The 18,651-nt window shown below is 39.4% G+C and carries 9 protein-coding genes and 1 tRNA gene; 6 read left to right on the top strand and 4 right to left on the bottom strand.

Going from position 1 to position 18,651, the window contains the following annotated elements; all coding sequences use genetic code 11:
- The first annotated feature begins 8 nt into the window (after window positions 1-8).
- The 3 genes from EI546_RS08725 to EI546_RS08710 all read left to right on the top strand — a co-directional run bounded on the left by EI546_RS08725 (window position 9) and on the right by EI546_RS08710 (window position 4,630).
- The gene (locus tag EI546_RS08725; protein ID WP_128250177.1) at window positions 9-1,922 is read left to right on the top strand and encodes an ABC-F family ATP-binding cassette domain-containing protein; all 1,914 of its coding nucleotides are present in this window, start codon (window positions 9-11) and stop codon (window positions 1,920-1,922) included.
- A 793-nt stretch (window positions 1,923-2,715) separates the two neighbouring features.
- Entirely contained in the window at window positions 2,716-4,443 is a 1,728-nt protein-coding gene (locus EI546_RS08715) for a patatin-like phospholipase family protein (protein ID WP_128250176.1), read from the top strand.
- A gap of 10 nt (window positions 4,444-4,453) precedes the next feature.
- Window positions 4,454-4,630 (top strand): CPXCG motif-containing cysteine-rich protein, encoded by a 177-nt coding sequence (locus EI546_RS08710; RefSeq protein ID WP_128250175.1) that lies wholly within the window; start codon window positions 4,454-4,456, stop codon window positions 4,628-4,630.
- A 52-nt stretch (window positions 4,631-4,682) separates the two neighbouring features.
- On the opposite strand, the gene EI546_RS08705 is transcribed toward EI546_RS08710, so the two are convergent.
- Entirely contained in the window at window positions 4,683-6,227 is a 1,545-nt protein-coding gene (locus EI546_RS08705; RefSeq protein ID WP_128250174.1) for an AsmA family protein, read from the bottom strand.
- Between the two features lie 173 nt (window positions 6,228-6,400).
- Between EI546_RS08705 and EI546_RS08700 the strand changes: the two genes are divergently transcribed.
- The 3 genes from EI546_RS08700 to EI546_RS08690 all read left to right on the top strand — a co-directional run bounded on the left by EI546_RS08700 (window position 6,401) and on the right by EI546_RS08690 (window position 12,148).
- Window positions 6,401-6,473, top strand: a tRNA-Met gene (locus EI546_RS08700).
- A gap of 1,010 nt (window positions 6,474-7,483) precedes the next feature.
- Window positions 7,484-10,354 carry a T9SS-dependent choice-of-anchor J family protein gene (locus EI546_RS08695; protein ID WP_128250173.1) on the top strand — a complete coding sequence of 957 codons (2,871 nt, stop codon included), beginning with the start codon at window positions 7,484-7,486 and terminating at the stop codon, window positions 10,352-10,354.
- A 450-nt stretch (window positions 10,355-10,804) separates the two neighbouring features.
- The gene (locus tag EI546_RS08690) at window positions 10,805-12,148 is read left to right on the top strand and encodes a T9SS type A sorting domain-containing protein (RefSeq protein WP_164905205.1); all 1,344 of its coding nucleotides are present in this window, start codon (window positions 10,805-10,807) and stop codon (window positions 12,146-12,148) included.
- A gap of 283 nt (window positions 12,149-12,431) precedes the next feature.
- On the opposite strand, the gene EI546_RS08685 is transcribed toward EI546_RS08690, so the two are convergent.
- The 3 genes from EI546_RS08685 to EI546_RS08675 form a co-directional block, all read right to left on the bottom strand.
- Window positions 12,432-13,997, bottom strand: a complete 1,566-nt coding sequence (locus EI546_RS08685) for a M20/M25/M40 family metallo-hydrolase (protein ID WP_128250171.1) — start codon at window positions 13,995-13,997, stop codon at window positions 12,432-12,434.
- Window positions 13,998-14,292: 295 nt separating this feature from the next.
- Window positions 14,293-15,381: an efflux RND transporter periplasmic adaptor subunit gene (locus EI546_RS08680; protein WP_240673088.1), complete on the bottom strand. Its 1,089-nt coding sequence runs from the start codon at window positions 15,379-15,381 to the stop codon at window positions 14,293-14,295.
- Window positions 15,382-15,476: 95 nt separating this feature from the next.
- Window positions 15,477-18,647, bottom strand: coding sequence for an efflux RND transporter permease subunit (locus EI546_RS08675; protein ID WP_128250170.1), 3,171 nt, complete (start codon window positions 18,645-18,647; stop codon window positions 15,477-15,479).
- Window positions 18,648-18,651: the final 4 nt, after the last annotated feature.

Here is an 18,651-nt window from a genome sequence, read left to right as displayed (position 1 = left end):
AATAACTAATGGTCAATATCCATAATCTTTCTGTTTCCTTTCAAGGGGAATATTTGTTCGAGAAAATCACTTTTCAGCTTAAACCAGGCGATAGAGTTGGTTTGGTTGGTAAAAATGGTGCTGGCAAATCCACATTATTGAAAGTTATTGCTGGCGAACAGGAATACGATTCTGGCCAAATTGCTACGGACAAAGAGGTTTCCATCGGATTCTTAAAGCAGGATATTGATTTTGACAAAGGACGGACGGTTCTTGAGGAATCTTATGAAGCCTTCACCGAAATTAAAAAATTGGAAAAGAAGCTTGAGTACATTAATACCCAGCTTGCTGAACGAACCGATTATGAAAGTGATTCCTACCATCAATTAATGGTGGATTTAAATGACGTTCAGCACCAATATGAGATTCACGGAGGTTATAATTATCAGGGCGAAACGGAACGTATTTTACAGGGATTGGGTTTTCAGCGCGAGGATTTTAATAAGCTTACCGAAACTTTTTCCGGTGGGTGGCGTATGCGTATTGAATTGGCGAAACTCTTACTTCAAAATAATGATATCCTTCTTTTGGATGAGCCTACCAACCACCTGGATATAGAATCTATTCTTTGGTTGGAGGAATTTTTAAAGGGATATACAGGCGCGGTTGTAATTGTTTCGCACGATAAAATGTTTCTGGACAATGTTACTAATAGGACCATTGAAATATCCCTGGGAAAAATTTACGATTTTAATAAGCCTTATACGCAGTACCTCATCCTTCGTAACGAATTGAGGGAGCAGCAATTGGCATCGCAAAAAAATCAGCAAAAACAAATTGAACAAACTGAAAAACTGATAGATAAATTTCGCGCAAAAGCTAGTAAAGCTACGATGGCGCAGTCACTGATTAAAAAATTGGATAAAATCGATCGTATTGAGGTCGATGAGGATGACAATAGTGTAATGACCTTGCGGTTCCCAATTTCCATCAATCCCGGAAAGGTTGTAATTGAAGCAGAAGGTATATCGAAAAACTACGGTGATAATCAGGTTTTACAGAACGTGGATTTGTCTGTGGATAGAGAGGCAAAAATTGCTTTCGTGGGTCAAAACGGGCAGGGAAAATCGACCTTGGCCAAGATAATTGTAGGTGAAATAGAACATCAGGGAAAACTAACTCTCGGCCATAACGTGCAGATAGGATATTTTGCCCAAAACCAAGCAGATTATCTGGATGGAAAGAAAACGGTTTTGGATACAATGATCGATGCGGCAAATGAGAAAAATCGAAGTAGGGTTCGGGATATTTTGGGATCTTTCCTTTTCCGCGGCGATGAGGTTGAAAAATATGTAAGAGTGCTTAGTGGAGGAGAAAGAAACCGACTGGCGCTGGCCAAACTTTTACTTCAGCCATTTAATGTGCTGGTAATGGATGAGCCTACAAACCACCTTGATATTAAATCCAAAAACGTTTTAAAGGATGCCTTAAAAAGTTTTGAGGGCACCTTGGTTCTTGTGTCCCACGATAGGGATTTCCTTCAGGGACTCACCAATAAAATTTACGAATTCAAAGACCACCACATTAAGGAATATCTGGGAGATATCGATTTTTTCTTAGAGCAGCGTAATCTCCAAAACCTTCGCGAAGCTGAAAAAAGAACCATCCTCCCTTCTGAATCTAAAGCAAAAAGAAGCGCGGGAGAAGAATATGAAATTCAGAAAAGACTGAAATCTACCAAAAACAAACTTAGCAATGTTGAAGCTTCCATTTCTTCTTTGGAAAAGGATATTGCCAAGATAGATACTGAATTGCTTATCAATTATGAAGAAACCATCGCCAAGCCACATTTTTTTGACAAATATCAAGAAAAGAAAAAGAAGCTTAAAAAACTGATGGAGGAGTGGGAAGTGCTTCAAGAAGCGTTGGAATCCCTTTCCTAGTTTAACCCTTTCAGGGTTCGAAACTCTGGAAGGGTTAATCTCAGGTTAACCGTAGGATTCGGAAATTTCCGTATATTTATAGACTCCCTATTTAAATATGCGCTATGGAGTCTATCCCACTTATATCAGGGAATTATTGTTATATCTACAATAGGAGGAACAATCACGATAATATCTTCTATGAAAGGGAGAATTACTATCATTTTCTTAGACTATACGACAAATACATAAATCCCGTAGCCGATACTTTTGCAGGGTGTTTATTGAGAAACCATTTTCATGTAATGGTTTATATTAAAAGGGAGCCAGGAATTGATCCTAGGACTTTGAGCTATTGCACGGTTCAAAAGCCAAAGTCAATCAATCTTTCAAAACAATTCTCCCATTTATTCAATGCGTACACCAAGGCAATAAATAAGCGACATTACAGAACAGGCAGTCTTTTTGAAAAAGAACTTTAAGAGAAAATTGGTCAGTTCTAAAGTGTATTATCGAAACCTAATTTTTTACATTCATAATAATCCGGTACACCACGGATTTTGCGATTCTATTCTCGAGTATTCGTGGTCATCCTATGGAAGCGTTTTATCAAAAAAACCGACTAAAATTATGCGGGAAGCTATAATTGAGCTATTTGATGATTTAAAATGGGTTTTGAAGATTATCATTCCAAAAACCAGGATTTGGAAAATATAAGAGATTTATTAATTGAATAAAGTCTGTATCAACCCTTCAACGTTTAACCCTTCCAGAGTTCAAAACTCTGGAAGGGTTAAGTGGTAAATTTAATATAATGGAAAACGAAAAAACCTTTAAACTCTGTCTTACTATGGCTGGAGCGGTTTCAGCAGGCGCCTATACTGCCGGAGTGTTAGACTATTTGTTGGAAACCCTAGAGTTATGGGAAGAGGCAAAAAGAACAAACCGTGCTCGCGGCATTAACCATCCAGATTACGATCATACTATTCCAATGCACAATGTTGAGATCGATGTTTTGAGTGGTTCCTCAGCTGGAGGCATTTGTAGCTCCCTAGCTTTTCTCGCCTTAAGCGATAAAAATTTTAAAAGCTGCAATACGACGAATAGTGCCGGCAAGAATAATATTTTCTATGAAAGTTGGGTAAATATGGGGGACACACCAACCAATAGTACAGTGGATAAATTGCTTAGTCCCGACGATCTGAAGGAATATAATGAAGTCCGTTCCTTGCTGAATAGTAATGTAATAGACGCTTTGGCGAACGAAGCCATCTGTGTAAGAGAGAGCAAAGCGGTTCCGGCTTATGCCTCCAAAAGTCTGGACGTTATTCTTACCACCACCAATTTGCGCGGCATAAACTTTCTTATAGATTTTGTGGGCAGCGATAAGGATTCCTCTAAGGGCACGATAATCACTAACCAAGAAGGATTTTTTAGGTACAAACTGAAAAATGATTTATTTCCACCAGGAATTCCCAAAAATGAAGACGAGCTTTTCTATGTTTTGGATCTACAAAAAGATCGTGATCTTCGATATTTAAAAGAGGCGACTTTAAGTACTGCCGCATTTCCAATAGGACTGCGGGCACGTGAAGTAACTATTTCTGCTGAGTACATTAAGCGATATCCAAAATATTTATTCAATAAGTCTAAAGGAGTTCAACCTCTTTTACCTTATGGCGACCTTTATAGTTTTACTTCGGTGGATGGAGGTGTTGTAAATAATGAGCCCTATGGAATCGGACTGAAGATTTTAAAAGAAAAAAATCCTCAACATATCAAAAATGATCGTTACGGAGTGGTTATGATCGATCCATTTCCAAATAAGGACCATGATACCCCAAAAATTGGAACAGACATTCTGAGTATTGCCGGTGGACTTTTTAAAGCCTTAAGGAATCAGGTTATGTTTAATCAAGATGGAATTTTGGAAGCCTTGGATTTGAGTGAGTACACCAAATTTTTAATAGAACCTATTAGACAAGTCGAGAAAAACGGTATTTGGGGAAGACCGCCTAGCGATTTGGCTTCGGGACCCATTAGCGGCTTTGCGGGTTTTCTCAGTCGCGATTTTAGACATCACGATTTTCATCTAGGCCGGAAAAACTGCCAGGCTTTTTTGCGGCATTACTTTGCTATTCCCATTGCCGAGGTGGAACGACGGTTAAGTATCTCTCCAACGGATAATATTAAAGAACGCTTTCAGTTTAGTGTGCCCGCTGGAGATATAAATGGCAAAAAGTTTTTGCCCATTATTCCCGATATGCGGGTTCTTCGTAATTTTAGCAATCAAGGAGATGTTAATACTTATGGGAAGGATGCCAACATTGGTGAAATCCCATATCCAAAGATGAACTTTTCCGCATTTGAAACCAGATATAAGGGAAAAATAAGGGACCGCATTGGGTTGTTGGTAAAATATCAACTTAAAAATGGGTTCGTGGCTTTTCTAGCCAACCAGTTTTATGCGAAGAAGGCTGGATATAATTTTATTAAAGAATCCTTGGAAAAAGAATTAAGGAGCAATAACTTACTACATTAATTCTAAGACTATGTACGAGCATTTTTTTCAGTGTCCGTTTTGCTGGGAGACCATTTCGATGCTGTTGGATTCCTCAGTGGCCCATCAAAAATATATCGAGGATTGTGAGATTTGTTGCAATCCCATGGAAATCGAGGTATCCTTTGAGGATGGAGAACTAATGGAATTTAGAGCGAATAGCAATTGAGTGGTTTGCCGGGGATTTTCTTTGCCCAACTTTATAACAACCAGTATGGATGCTATATCATTATTTTTTTAAGTGCGCTCTGAATACTTATCCATAACTGATTGAAAACCGATTTTGTCTTGTTCCTAGTCGCCTCTCCCGTGCCTTCTTTAAAATGTTCATCTTTCTTGTCACTGTTTTTGGAAACAAAAATATTCACTACTGCAGAAAGGAATTTGTTTTTCTTCTTACCATCTTTTTGTAGAACCTCGACCTTAAAGTCCGAATAGTTGATCTTAAGATCGGTTGTGGAGGAATCGTGGTTTCCATCAATGGTGAAATACGTTCGCGAAACGTGCCCTTGCAGACGCACCTTAAGATTAGGTTGCGTAAACCGATTCATCTTTTCCGCATCCAACGGTCCAACCGTGGCCTTAAAAAGAAATTGATCCTGAACATTTTGAACATCAAAATTCCAATCTATATCAATCGGCGTATTATCCATAAAGACCGCTTTAATTTTGATATCTGTTTTTTCAGGCTCCTGATAGGTATTGCTCAGTTTTGAAATATCTGCGTTTAAATCATGAAATTGAATGGCCCCGCCGCTATTTTCTTCCTGAACCTTTTCTTCATATTTAAGCGCGCCGTTTTTAATCTTTACGGAATCTATGGTTAGATCAAAATCCAATTCTCGAAGGGATTTACTGTACAATGGCTTTATAGAAAGGTCATCAGCTACCAATTTGTCTCTATAAATTTCAGCTTGTGGGTCATTCAGAGTAATCATTTTAATCTCTGAAAAAAACAAGCTATCCCTAAAACCAAAATTGAAGTCCTCGATTGAAAGAGAATTGATAGAAACATCATAATGATCCCGTTGAACTTTTAGAAGGTGTGAAAGTTCGGTCTTTGAAAATTTTGTGTAATACTTTAAATCTTCGAAAATTAAATTTCCATTCTTTATTGAATATGGTCCCACACTCAGATTATCATATGAATTTGCTTTTACAAATAGAGAATCTCCGGTAGCACGAAACTCTTTATATTCAAATGGAATTTTACGCTGAAAGATTTCTTGGTTTATGTGAATATCTTCTATTTCAAAGGATAGGTTTTCCGTATAAATTTTTGTCGAATCATTTCCTTTCTCATATAGAGCGATATTTGAATTATTCACGTGAAATGCATCAACTAATATGGATTTTTCCATTTTTGTTTTCTTCTGAAGCGTATCTTTTGTTGATTTTACTCTGTCTTTGTAATATTTAAACGAGGGCTCGTTTAAGGTAATATTTCGAATGTGGATCTTCTCATTAAATAATAACTCCCAATAGCTAATCCCAGAAACTACCAGTGTCTCAGCTGAAACAAAGGTGTGTTTCGCGCCATCCTCGATATTTTTAACTGTAATCTGGGGATTTTTCAGGAGTATGGTCCCGTCCAAAGTATTTACCGATATTTTGTCATAAGATCGCTCGATATGGTCAGGTAAATCATCCTTTATAAAATTTTCGACTTTATTTTTTACAACTATGTTTATCGAAATCAATGCGATAATTGCAATTATTCCTAAGGAGAGCAGTGTATAGGAAATGATTTTAACCGGTTTATTCATGGTCTTAAAGATATGAAAGAATATATTCTGAAAAATATATCTAGGGCACTTAAAAAAATATCATTGTATAGCTTGTGGTAATCGAAATCCTTTGTATCTTTGCAGTCCAATATTTCTATCGGCATTATGAACCGAGAGTTAAAAGCTAAAGATGAAATATTGGAAACCCATATCGCGGGATAGAGCAGTAGGTAGCTCGTCGGGCTCATAACCCGAAGGTCACAGGTTCGAGTCCTGTTCCCGCTACTAAAAAAAAGCCAAGACTTAAACGTTTTGGCTTTTTTAATTTAACAAAACCATCAGGACGAGAAGTTTATCCTGCGCGGAGCCGAAGGAAGTCCTGTTCCCGCTACTAAAAAATGTCAAGACTTAAACGTTTTGGCTTTTTTAATTTAACAAAACCATCGGGACGAGAAGTTTATCCTGAGCGGAGCCGAAGGAAGTCCTGTTCCCGCTACTAAAAAAAAGCCAAGACTTAAACGTTTTGGCTTTTTTAATTTAACAAAACCATCAGGACGAGAAGTTTATCCTGCGCGGAGCCGAAGGAAGTCCTGTTCCCGCTACAACGAAGAAAGCCTTTACTAAAAAGTAGAGGCTTTTTTATTTCATGTAGATTATTACAGGACGAGAAGTGCTGTAATGAGCGTAATTGAAATGTTTTATCCTGAGCCTGTTGAAGGGAGACCTCTTCCCCACTACTAGAATCACCTAGATCAATTGAACATTTAATCAAGATTTGCCAAAAAAATGTCGAAATTTCTAACAAGAAGATGTTTTCCAACAAGTAGAGTATTTTTTTTGGATACGGAGGCTAAATAATTGAACTTATTAATTTTGGAATAGTTTGGTATTTCATAGATAGTTATGCCGAAATTTTAAAAATTTATAGAGCTAAAATCCATCTATATTTCAAACATTCCATTGCAGATTATTGACAAAAAGCAATATATCAAGCATTTCTCCTTAACAAATTATCTGTCTATACGTTAAAATTGTATAATATATTCTAAATCTTATGCTATTTTTTGAATGTTTTGTATTAAATGAGGTAAATAGCACTTTTATTTATAAAATCAGCAAATTATCGGTTTAATTAATATAATTTTCAATCTTTTTGTCAATATTTTCTTATTTTTGTAAACTTACCAACCTATCATAAGAAGAAGAATTTTTAATTTTCAAATAAGGATAAAATTTCATTAAGGGTTAGGAAGGTAATTTGTTAAGTAACGAACGCTAAATTAAAATAATTTTTTATGAAAAAGATTACACTCTTATTTTTCTCACTGATGACGACTTTATTTGCGTTGCAGGCAAATGCCCAGGTCGTAACCATTGGAACTCAAGTCGGCACGTCTGCCTTCTTGCCTATTGATGGAGGTTGGGGTTATTCCTATTCGCAACAATTGGTGTACTCAAATCAAATCAATACAGCTGGAAATATAACTTCCATTTCATTCTATTTTGATAGTGGAGGTCCTACTAATAGTGACAATTGGGCGATTTATTTGGGTCATACAGCAAAAACATCATTTAGCAGTAATACGGATTGGGTTTTATCAACTTCACTTGTAAAGGTTTTTGATGGTGATGTTACTTTTCCGGCTGGGGGCAACTGGATGACTATAAACTTTACCAATTCATTTCCCTATAATGGCATGGACAATTTGGTTATAGCCGTTGATGAGAATAAGCCGGGAGATAACCTTAATGGTGGTGGTACTAAATTTGGAAAGACGGCCAATGTCGGGTCATATAGGAGTATCATCTATAGGAATGATAATACCAATCCTAATCCTGCATCTCCTCCTGCCGCAACATTCAGGAATAATTATATTAACAATATGCTCTTAGGTTTTGCAGTTGGGTGCCCAGCTGGCATTCCCTTTACAGAAGACTTTGAAAATAGTTACACCGATGGTGCAGACCTTGGTGGCTGCTGGAGTCAAGAAAGCGTTGCTGGTACAGAAAATTGGGTTACCAGAACCCAGTCTGACACTTACAACCGAAGCGCAAGATCAGGTTCAGAGTATATTACTCTGGCTAAAGATAACAACGATTGGATTTTTTACGCGCTAGATCTTGAGGAAGATACTTACTATGAATTAAAATTTTACGCAAAGCAAGATCAGAATGAATCAGTGTTCGTTAGAGCGTCTTACGGAGTTTCCTCCACCGCAGCTGCAATGGTAAATACAATTACTAATAACACTTTGGTTACTGATACGTATCAAGAATTCTCAGGAATATTTACTCCTCCTAGCACGGGTACTTATTATATAGGAATTAAAGGTAAACACCAGAACCCCACAGGTGAGTATATGTCACTCGATGATGTAAGCGTAAACGAAATCGTTGAGGATTATGTATATGAAGGTGGTGCTTGGCATCCACATTCTCCAAGTACAGATCCTAGTACAACTAAAAGTGTTTTAGTTGTAAATGGTACTGCAGACCTTGTTGGGGATACCTACATTAACAATCTTTCCGTTAAACCAGGTGCTAAATTGAGCATAAAAAATGTACTGTATTTGACTGCGGGTGGAGATGTTATCAACGATGGGGAAATTATTTTCCTTAGTGATGAAGATGCAGATGGAGAATTGGCCAAAGTTTCTGAAAGTTCACACTTTTCTGGAAGTGGAATTGTTACCATGCACAAATATATGAGTGGGAACCGAGCATACCGAATAGTAAGTAGTTCAGTAAATACCGGTAACACAATTAATCACAGCTGGCAAGAAGGAGTTCACAACACTGGAACTTCTTTCCCAGCGGATAATCAAAATCCGAATCTGGGCTATGGTACCCATATTACCGGTAGTAAAACTGGCGATAATGGATTTGATGCTACGCTTACGGGAAATCCCTCTATGTATACAGTAAGTACTTTGACCCAAGAATATGAGGCAATTCCAAATACGGATAATATAATCTTGAAAGCAGGAACCCCTTATTTGTTGTACGTACGCGGAGATAGAAGCGTGGATTTAACCGATAATTCTGCCGGAGATGGTGTAACAACAATTTTACGGGCCTCTGGAGAGCTTGCTCACGGATTCCATACTCAAGTATACGAGGTTATCGAAGCTGGGGATTTTGTGATGTTTGGAAATCCATACCAAAGTGCAGTTAATATGGAGACAGTATTTAATAATTCGAGCAATGTGAATGATGAGTTCCTTTACATTTATGATCCTACATTCGGTACCATAGGAGGTTGGGCTACCGTTACCATGTCCACTAATACCGCCGGAGGTGAGGCTGTTGGTTCTCAGGCTAACAAATACTTGCAAGTAGGTCAAGGTGCCCAAGTTGCTTCTTTAGGTAGTGGAGATGTAACTATCGCCTTCAAGCAGGACGACAAAGCCCCTGGAAATCACACCCAAACTAGTGCAACGGGAGAAACCTTGCTTGCGGAAAATATGTTAACCGTTCAAGTATTTACAACTGAGCGATATAATACTGGAGGACGCCTACATGATGGTTTTAGAATGATGTTTGATGGAAACTTTAGTAACGAATTAGACCGTTATGATGCGGTAAAACCCTTTAACTTTGCTGAAAACTTTGGGATAGACCACGATGGTACTTATTTAAGTGTTGAGAGAAGAGAAATGCCAGTACCATCTGAAACTTACCAATTGTATAGCACTGGATATACTCAAGCGGAATATACACTTTTGCTCACTGTTGTTGGTCTTGAGGATGTATCACTTTACCTTGATGACAGTTTCACTGGAACTAGCACACTCTTAGAAGCTGGAGATAATACCTACGACTTTAGTGTAAGTGCGGATTATCCATTAAGTAAGTCTGTAGACCGTTTCTCAATCCGTACAGAACAACGTCTTGGTCTAGAAGATAACAATATGCTTTCAGGCATTAGATTGTTCCCGAACCCAATAGACAATAATATCTTCAATATAAGTGCTCCAAACTTGGATGGGCAAACAGTTGAAATTTCTATAAATGATATGTTGGGAAGACAGGTTTTTACAAGCCAACCGACATTCTCTGGAAGTACTGTAAAGATTGATCTTGCACAGGAATTGAAAAGCGGCGTTTATATGGTAACTATTTCATCTAATGGAGAGAGCCAAAGTCTTCGTGTTATTAAAAGATAATTAGATAAATAGTTCAAACACTTATTAAAGAAGAAGGATTCCAGAAATGGGATCCTTTTTTTATTTAGAATTATTGTTGTCCGACTAAAATTGGAGGATCCGGTATAATCTAGACCAATAAAAACTATCGAAGGCTTCCCTAAATAGGGTCTTCTTTTTCAATATGTCTTTTAATAAAACTGAATTCATTTTGTCGTCTAACTTTTAATTCTCCGAGCTTCATTTTCAGTATTTTACATTTTTGGTCTTTACCGAAAGCTTTCGGGATTGGTTCTTGTAGTCCCGATAGTTATCGGGACGATCTTGTTTCTTTCTCAAACAATACTGATTTAGAATCTCAGGCTTATATTATATATGATTCTTTTTAGTTCACTTTTTCCTCTTACAAACTTTATTGGAACTCAGAATTCCTATTTTTGCCACTTAACAAAAAGATCAAACCTAATAAAGATGAAAAAAATCACAACTATCCTCCTTTTATCCCTAAGCCTCTCTGTATTTGCACAAGCTCCCGCCAAAAATCGAAACAGTCAAGAAAACTGCGATGCCGCAGTAGAAAGCACCACTATTGCTGGTGGCAGGCAATGCAGTGCGAATAATGATTGGTCCATCGCAATTGATGTAGTTATTCCAGCGGACAGAAATCTTACATTAACATCCATAACACCTAGTTTGGGAATAGAACCTGGATCTGTTGTTGCTTCAGTTCTAGTTACAATTTATAACAATGCTAATGGTGTTCCGGGAAGCGTTGTTGGGTCACCACAGGTAATAACTCCAACTTCATCTACCTTCAAAGGGTCCCAATTTGGTATGGATTTTTCTGAAGTACTATTGGAATTGTCCCCGGTTGAGCTTGCTGGCTCTGCAGGATCAAGCATTAGGTACTGGGTAGCGATACAGATAACAACATCAAATGGAACTACTGGTTATATTGAGCATACCTCCGAATCTGCTATTGGAGGACCCTTAGCTTTCAGTAGTGGTCAAGGTTTTATTATCCCAGATGCTACAAAGGAAGGGGTTTATTCGCTCACTGCCAATTGCGAACCTATAAGTGGCGATCTATTTCCGGCACCCTATTGCGGTCCGCTTGTATTTGGAACCGTAGAGCCTATAACCTTAGTGGAGGTTGCGGGAATTAGCAATCGTTCAAGTGCAGTTTTTAACGCAACTCCGGCCCATGAGGATTTCGTTAATGTTATGGGTGAAATGCGACAGGGAAATACGTATCCTATCGCTCTTGAAGGAAATACTGTTGGAGATTATGAAAACCGCTTTGTGGTTTTTATCGATTGGAACCAAAATGAAGTTTTAGATGATGAAGGCGAAGTGTATGTTATAGAACAACCCCTTGTTAACTCAACAGGAAATGATGGCGTTCAGATTATCGGAAATATAGAAGTTCCCATTGATGCTGAATTGGGAACTACCAGAATGCGGGTAAAGAAAACTTTTGAAATACCGGCAACAGATCCATGTGATGCTGGTTCCAATTGGGGTCAAGCTGAAGATTATTCGATTGTAGTCAGTGAAAATCTTGGAATATCAGAAAGCAACGATTTGTTTGGATTCTCATATTTCCCAAATCCCGTTACGGATGTTCTCCAACTCCATTCTTCCAAGAGAATTGAAGAAGCTGCACTCTATAATCTTTTGGGACAAAAAGTGTTTGAAACCAATTTCGAGACAAAAGCTGAGACCTTGGAACTTGCCAATCTTCCGGCCGGTACCTATATTTTAAAAGTAACCATTGATGGAAAAATGGGAAGTTATAAATTGGTAAAAGAGTAATAAACTCTTTTAAAAAAATCAAAAGCCACCTTCGGTCGAGATGGCTTTTTTCTTTTGATTTTATAGACTGAATTTGGTTCACCCTGATTCTTAAAATATCCTATTTCAAAAAAATATTGAGATAGAGATGTTTTTCATCATTTAATAGAATTTGGTCTATTTTTTCTACATTAATCCATCATAATACTTTCGTTCAAATTTCCTCAAACTACGATTATGGCATCTAGGATTCCTACTCAAGATGAAGCAGTCATTTTTACTTTTTATTAGTAAACACGACAAACTACCACTCACTATTTTGAGCTTTTGGCAATTCCTTTCGAGGCACCTTTTGATCGCTTATAGCGGCTTGATAAATCAAACCTGCTATTACCGTAGCCGCCTGTTTTAAATCTGCTTCCACCAAGTGGTCATAGCTGTCCATATTGCTATGATGGGTTCGGGAATTGTATTCCACCTCATCTTGGATAAACTGAAACCCGGGCAGGCCTACGCTATCGAAAGATAGGTGATCTGTTCCGCCAGTATTCCCCGGAGTAATTGTTGTAGCTCCTAAATCTTCAAAAGGTGCCAGCCATTTTTTCAGGATATTATGGGCAGCTACGTTTTCCTGTAAATAAATTCCATTGATGCGTCCTGTTCCATTATCGAGATTGAAATAGACATCAAATTTTTCATGGGCAGGTTTTAGCTTCATATCTTTCCTATCGGCGAACGTTTTGGAAACATAGCCTCTGGAGCCGTAAATTCCTTGCTCTTCTCCTCCCCAAAGTCCGATGCGAATGGTACGTTTTGGTTTGATATTCAATTTCTTCAAAATCCGCATTGCTTCCATCATTACGGCAGCGCCCGCAGCGTTGTCCGTTGCGCCGACGGAACCTTGCCAGGAATCCAAATGGCCACCGATCATCACGACTTCGTCCTTTAGTTTTTTGTCTGTACCCGTTATTTCACCAACAACATTATAACCTTTTTCTTGATCCGTATAAAACTTTGATGCCACTTCCAAGCCAAGTTTCACCGGTTCATTGGCACGAACCAGTCTTACAATCATATTATAATCTTCCAATGCCATTGCGATGTCCAAGAAATTCTCAGGAGCATCAGATGCGTGGGAACCTCCTTGCTGAACAAAAACGGTTCCATCGTGATTTCTAGGGGAAGAACTAATGATTGCCACTGCACCTTCTTCTCTGGCCAGATTACCGAGAACTTCCGCTTTTTTTCTGGCATCTCTCCAAGCTTGTATCCATTTTTTTCGTCGCTCAGTCATTTCTGAATCATCCGATTTCTTTTTATCCAATTGGATGGACGCCATCGAATCCAATTCCGCTTTGGAATATCGCACCAAATCAGATTTATCATCCAATTCATATTCAATCATTTTATCCATGGCTAAAATCTTACCAGCAAGTTTTCCACGATATTTTGTAACCAAGGCAGTACTATCTGCTTCGGGATCGATAAGGATTACCGATGCCGTTTTTAGGCCGTTTGTACCACTAGTCCATGCTTTGGGAAATGCGATTAAAGGCTTATACCAGGGCGATTCCATAGCAATATAGAATTTTTTCAATTCCCATCCTTTGCCAAAATCTCCCCATTCGTCCTTTTTTACATCGTCAAGCCCCCATTCTTTTAACTGCTTAACAGAATAATCCATCGCTCGGTAAAATCCAGGACTGTTCATCAATCTCGGACCACTTTTTTCTGTGAGATGGAAAGCAATGTCCATCACTTGGGAATTTTCAAGCCCTTCTTTCTTGATTTGCTGAAGTACGGCTGCATCCTGTGCCAAGAGAACAGCAGGAAAAATGAAAAGCCATAAAACAAAGGTAAGTTTGCGCATAATTTTGGTGTTTTAATGAACTGAATAATCAGGAATTTATATTCAAAGTTGAAGATGTCATAAAGATACTATTTTCGAGTTCTAAACTCAACATTGCTATTAACTAAACTTCTCAAGCGTTGTGAACAACACAGTAATTTAACCTATATGGTTGCTTTAAAACAAGAGCAAAAGCATGCCAAAATTTAAATTTTATATGGAAATAGAAACCTCACAAATCTCCAAGACAGGTGAGGTTTTTATTATGGTAACATTTTCATCAAGAAAAATGCCCAATGACAAAAGTATTCGAAATTTACTTCATCTGCTCTGTCGGACTTTGAACGATCAAATCTCCTTCCTTCAGATTTCCGAAAATTTCTGTAAGCGTATCCAATCGTACCCCTTCCTTTACAGGCACCCGTTGAATTTCACTCTGATTTTTAGTCAATACGAACAATCCGGATTGGGTGTTGAGAATACTTTTTGGTGAAACAAAAAATGTTGGAGTTTTGCGTTTTAGTTTTAATTGTACTTGGGCGTATTCCCCTCCATTAAGACTGTGTTCTGTATTCTCCACATCAAATTCCAATATCATCGCACGGTTTTGCGAATTGATTAATTTTGAACTACGGGACAGCTTTGCGTCAAACTTCTTTCCCGGTTGGGAATTGACCGTAAATGAAACTTCCATATCGTCATGGACCGACCCAGCGTGCTTTTCAGGAAGCGCAATTTTTAATTTTAGATTCTCCTCATCCGCCACCCGAAAAATAGGCTGTCCAGAACCTGGACCTACCAAAGCACCTTCCGAAACATTTCTTTCTGTAATAATCCCATTGAATGGTGCGACTACGTGAAGGTATTTTTGCATCTGTGCACTATGACCCGTTTGTGCTTGCGAAGATTCATAAGCCGATTTGGCACTGTTCATTGCACTTTCAGCGCGGTCCAATTCTATAGCCGCTACCGCGCCTTCCGTTTTTGCAGCTTCCTTTAATCGCTCCAGGTTTTGTTGGGCATAAAGAAAATCACTGTGAAGTTTCTGTTCAGACGACCGATCTGAAACCAATCGTTGGTCCATTTCAGGCGCTTCCAAAACTGCCAATAGCTGACCTTTCTTTACTTCATCGCCAATGTCCACGTTTATCTTCTTTACAAACCCATTCACCTTGGCATAAAGCGAAACCTGCTCCGCTGGCTCCAATTCTCCCGAAACGCTAAGGTCAAATTCCGGATGCAATTGCGAAATAGGTTTGGTGACAATTTCCTGTTTGTCAATTGTAGTAGTGTTGGTAGCAACGACAACTTCCTTGGCCTCCGAATCAGAGCAGGAAGCCAAAACAATGGATGATAGCACAGCAAGACTGCCAATCATCTTTATATTTCTAAAATTAAGTTTCATAATTATATTTATTTAAGTTGTTTTTTAATATATATTGGATAATCATCTAGCCTCCAGCTTCTAGCATCTAGTCTCCAGCTTTAGGTCTCTTCTCTCTATTCTTTATTCTCCAAAAAATACTCACTCTCCCTATCCTCCGGATCCAACGACGCACTTCTCACTGTTGAGCGCGACATTACTGAAGAATAAAAATGTGGAATTAATAAAAGAATTGTAATCGACGACCCAATCAATCCTCCAATCACCGCTCTTCCCAAAGGTGCTGCTTGTTCAGAACCTTCGCCAATGCCAATTGCCATCGGAAGCATTCCAGCAAACATTGCCGCCGCCGTCATCAAAATGGGACGTAACCTGGACGCGGAGGCCAGTCGTGCAGAATTCGCTGGTTTTAACAATAGTTTCTTCCGATAGAATTCCCCTTGGTCCACCAATAAAATAGTATTGGAAACCGAAACTCCAATCGCCATAATAATTCCCATATAGGATTGAAGATTTAAGGTACTTCCAGTTAAAAACAATACCAATAAACTTCCCGCGAATACAGCTGGTGCGACCGACAAAATAACCAAGGGCACTTTAAAGGATTGATAGTAAGCTGCCATCATCAGGAATATAGCGATAAGCGCCACTCCTAAACCAGACATAAGGCTGCTCATCGTTTCATCCAATAAATTCATCGTTCCTTCCGTCCAAACCGTAACACCTCTTGGAGGATCTCCGGCTTTTTTAATAGCGTCTTTCACCGCTGCCGAAGCAGAACCCAGATCCTTGTCGTGGATATTGGCGATCAAGGTTACATAACGATTGGGGCCTTTTCTGTTTACCTGCGCAGGAGCGGTGGAACGGCGAATAGTGGCGACGTCCTCCAAAACCGGTCGCATACTTCCTTTTTTTACCGGCATACTTCGCAATTGGTTTTCGGAAAGGATATCGGCATAGGGAATTTCTACCTGGGTTTGGAATGGCAATCCCGACCGAGGATCGATCCACATATTCTTGTTTGTAAATCGAGTGGAAGAAGTTGCCGCTACCAAGTTTCGGGTGATATCATCCACACCCAAATCGAATTGTCCGGCCAGATCTCTGTCGATATCGATATTCAAAACCGGGTAATCCACCTGTTCAGCAATGCGAATGTCTCTCAGATAATCGACCTTGTCCAAATGTTCCTTGATCTGATTGGCGAAACCGGCCGCTTGTTTTAACTGTCGCGCACCCACTTTTATTTCGATAGGCGTCATCGCGCCCTGCCCCATAATTTTTTCCGTAAGCTCCATCGGTTCGAAGTTGAAAGAGGCTTCGGGATATTTCTGGGCAACAGTTTCCCTGATTTTTTCCCTAATGTCATCCATAGAGCCAGAATAAATGTCCTGATCCACAGAAACTTCAAGAACGGCCTGATCTGACGAACTTGTAAACAGGAAGATCGGGTTGATCGGGCTATTTGGTGATTGAGGTCCCACAAAACCGGAAGTAATGGAAACGGCACCGTCGGGAAGGATTTCTTCAATATCGGCAATGACATTGTTATAAAGTGCTTCCGTTTTTTCCAACCGATCTCCTGCCGGTGCTTGGATTCTCAATTGGAAATCTCCACTATTGGAAACAGGCATAACGTCGGTTCCCACGCGGTTTATCAACAGAGCTACAATAGCCACTGAAGTAATCAAATAAATGAAGAACAATGGAAGCGACCGAGGAAACCACCGTCTAAGCGTATAGGAATATCGCACGCGGAACTTATCAAAAAAGGCTCGTTTTCGTTTTGAAATTTCTACAGGATTTTCTTTTGCCTTGATCATCCAGTTTGCCAAAATCGGCACAAATGTCTGTGAAGAAATAAAGGAAGCGATCATCGCAAAAGCCACTGCCAACGATAAGGGCAAGAACATATCTTTTGAGATTCCTGTCATAATAAGTGTTGGCGTCAGTACTGCCAAAATGCTCAACAGAATCAACAACTTAGGAATGGAAATTTCAAACAGGGCATCCAAAATGGCTTTCTGTTTCTGCTTGCCCACTTCCATATGCTGGTGAATATTTTCAATGGTTACCGTCGCTTCATCCACCAAAATCCCGATGGAAAGTGCCAGTCCGCTCAAGGTCATAATGTTGATCGTCTGTCCCATTAAATATAAAACTGAAATGGCAGCCATCAATGAAATTGGGATGGTGAGCACAACAATTAGAGCACCGCGTAAATCCCCAAGAAAAAGCAATACCATCAAACCCGTCAACACTGCGCCCAGCAGACCAGAAATTTGAAGATTGGTCAATGACGTTTTGATATACTTGGATTGGTCAAATTCATAACGCACGCTCATATCTTCGGGAAGCATATGCTCAAAATCTGTCAGGCTCGCTTTTACGTTTTGAACGGCGTCCAAAGTAGAGGCATCCGCTTTTTTAATCACTGGAAGATAAACCGTTCGTTTTCCGTTTACCATCGCATAACCGTAAGTCATATCCGCTTCGTCCTGAACGTGAGCCACGTCACGAACGTAAATGGTGCGGCCATCCATCTTTTTGATGGGCGTATTCAAAAACTCCTCAGGTCCTTTAGAAAGGGAATTAATAGGCGCCATCATATTTTTATCGCCAATCCGGAGATTTCCAGCGGGTGAGGGCAAGTTGCTTTTTGCAATGGCAATGGTCACGTCCTCGGTGCTCAACTTGTTGGCGCGAAGTAAATCTGGATCTGCAGTGACCACAATGGATCGTGCACTTCCACCAAATGGGGCAGGAGCGGAAACACCAGGGACATTTACTAGCATCGGACGGATTTTCGTCAGTACTTCCGTTTGGATTTCGTTGATGGAGCGTTGGTCACTTTCAAAAACCAGTTTTCCCACCGGAAGGGAACTTCCGTCAAAGCGTACAACCATCGGGGGTACTGCGCCGGCGGGTAAAAAACCCATCGCCCGGGAAACGGAAGTGGACAATTCTGCAGCGGACTGCGCCATATCCGTTCCGGGATAGAATGTGAGTTTCATTAAGGTCAATCCCTGGATACTTTTAAAATCCATTTCCTTTACGCCACTCACAAAGAGCAACACCTTTTGGAATTCATTGGCCATAAAACCATCCATATATTCTGGGGACAGTCCGCCGTAAGGCATCGCAATATAAATGGCGGGCGATTCTACTTCGGGGAAAATATCTACGTTTATTTTTTGAACTGCAATCACCGAAAAGAAAACAATGGCCAAGACCGCCACCATAATCGAGATGGGCTTTCGCAGTGCAAATCGAATTAAGTTATTCATTTTT

Source organism: Aequorivita sp. H23M31 (genome assembly GCF_004022485.1).
GTDB classification, from domain to species: domain Bacteria; phylum Bacteroidota; class Bacteroidia; order Flavobacteriales; family Flavobacteriaceae; genus Aequorivita; species Aequorivita ciconiae.
This window is presented reverse-complemented; position numbering and strand designations above follow the sequence as displayed.

Bases quoted from the DNA above. Each gene is read 5' to 3' on its own strand.
- EI546_RS08690 (WP_164905205.1), top strand. From the start codon at position 10,805: ATGAAAAAAATCACAACTATCCTCCTTTTATCCCTAAGCCTCTCTGTA.
- EI546_RS08715 (WP_128250176.1), top strand. From the start codon at position 2,716: ATGGAAAACGAAAAAACCTTTAAACTCTGTCTTACTATGGCTGGAGCG.
- EI546_RS08725 (WP_128250177.1), top strand. From the start codon at position 9: ATGGTCAATATCCATAATCTTTCTGTTTCCTTTCAAGGGGAATATTTG.
- EI546_RS08675 (WP_128250170.1), bottom strand. From the start codon at position 18,647: ATGAATAACTTAATTCGATTTGCACTGCGAAAGCCCATCTCGATTATG.
- EI546_RS08685 (WP_128250171.1), bottom strand. From the start codon at position 13,997: ATGCGCAAACTTACCTTTGTTTTATGGCTTTTCATTTTTCCTGCTGTT.
- EI546_RS08695 (WP_128250173.1), top strand. From the start codon at position 7,484: ATGAAAAAGATTACACTCTTATTTTTCTCACTGATGACGACTTTATTT.
- EI546_RS08705 (WP_128250174.1), bottom strand. From the start codon at position 6,227: ATGAATAAACCGGTTAAAATCATTTCCTATACACTGCTCTCCTTAGGA.
- EI546_RS08680 (WP_240673088.1), bottom strand. From the start codon at position 15,381: ATGAAACTTAATTTTAGAAATATAAAGATGATTGGCAGTCTTGCTGTG.
- EI546_RS08710 (WP_128250175.1), top strand. From the start codon at position 4,454: ATGTACGAGCATTTTTTTCAGTGTCCGTTTTGCTGGGAGACCATTTCG.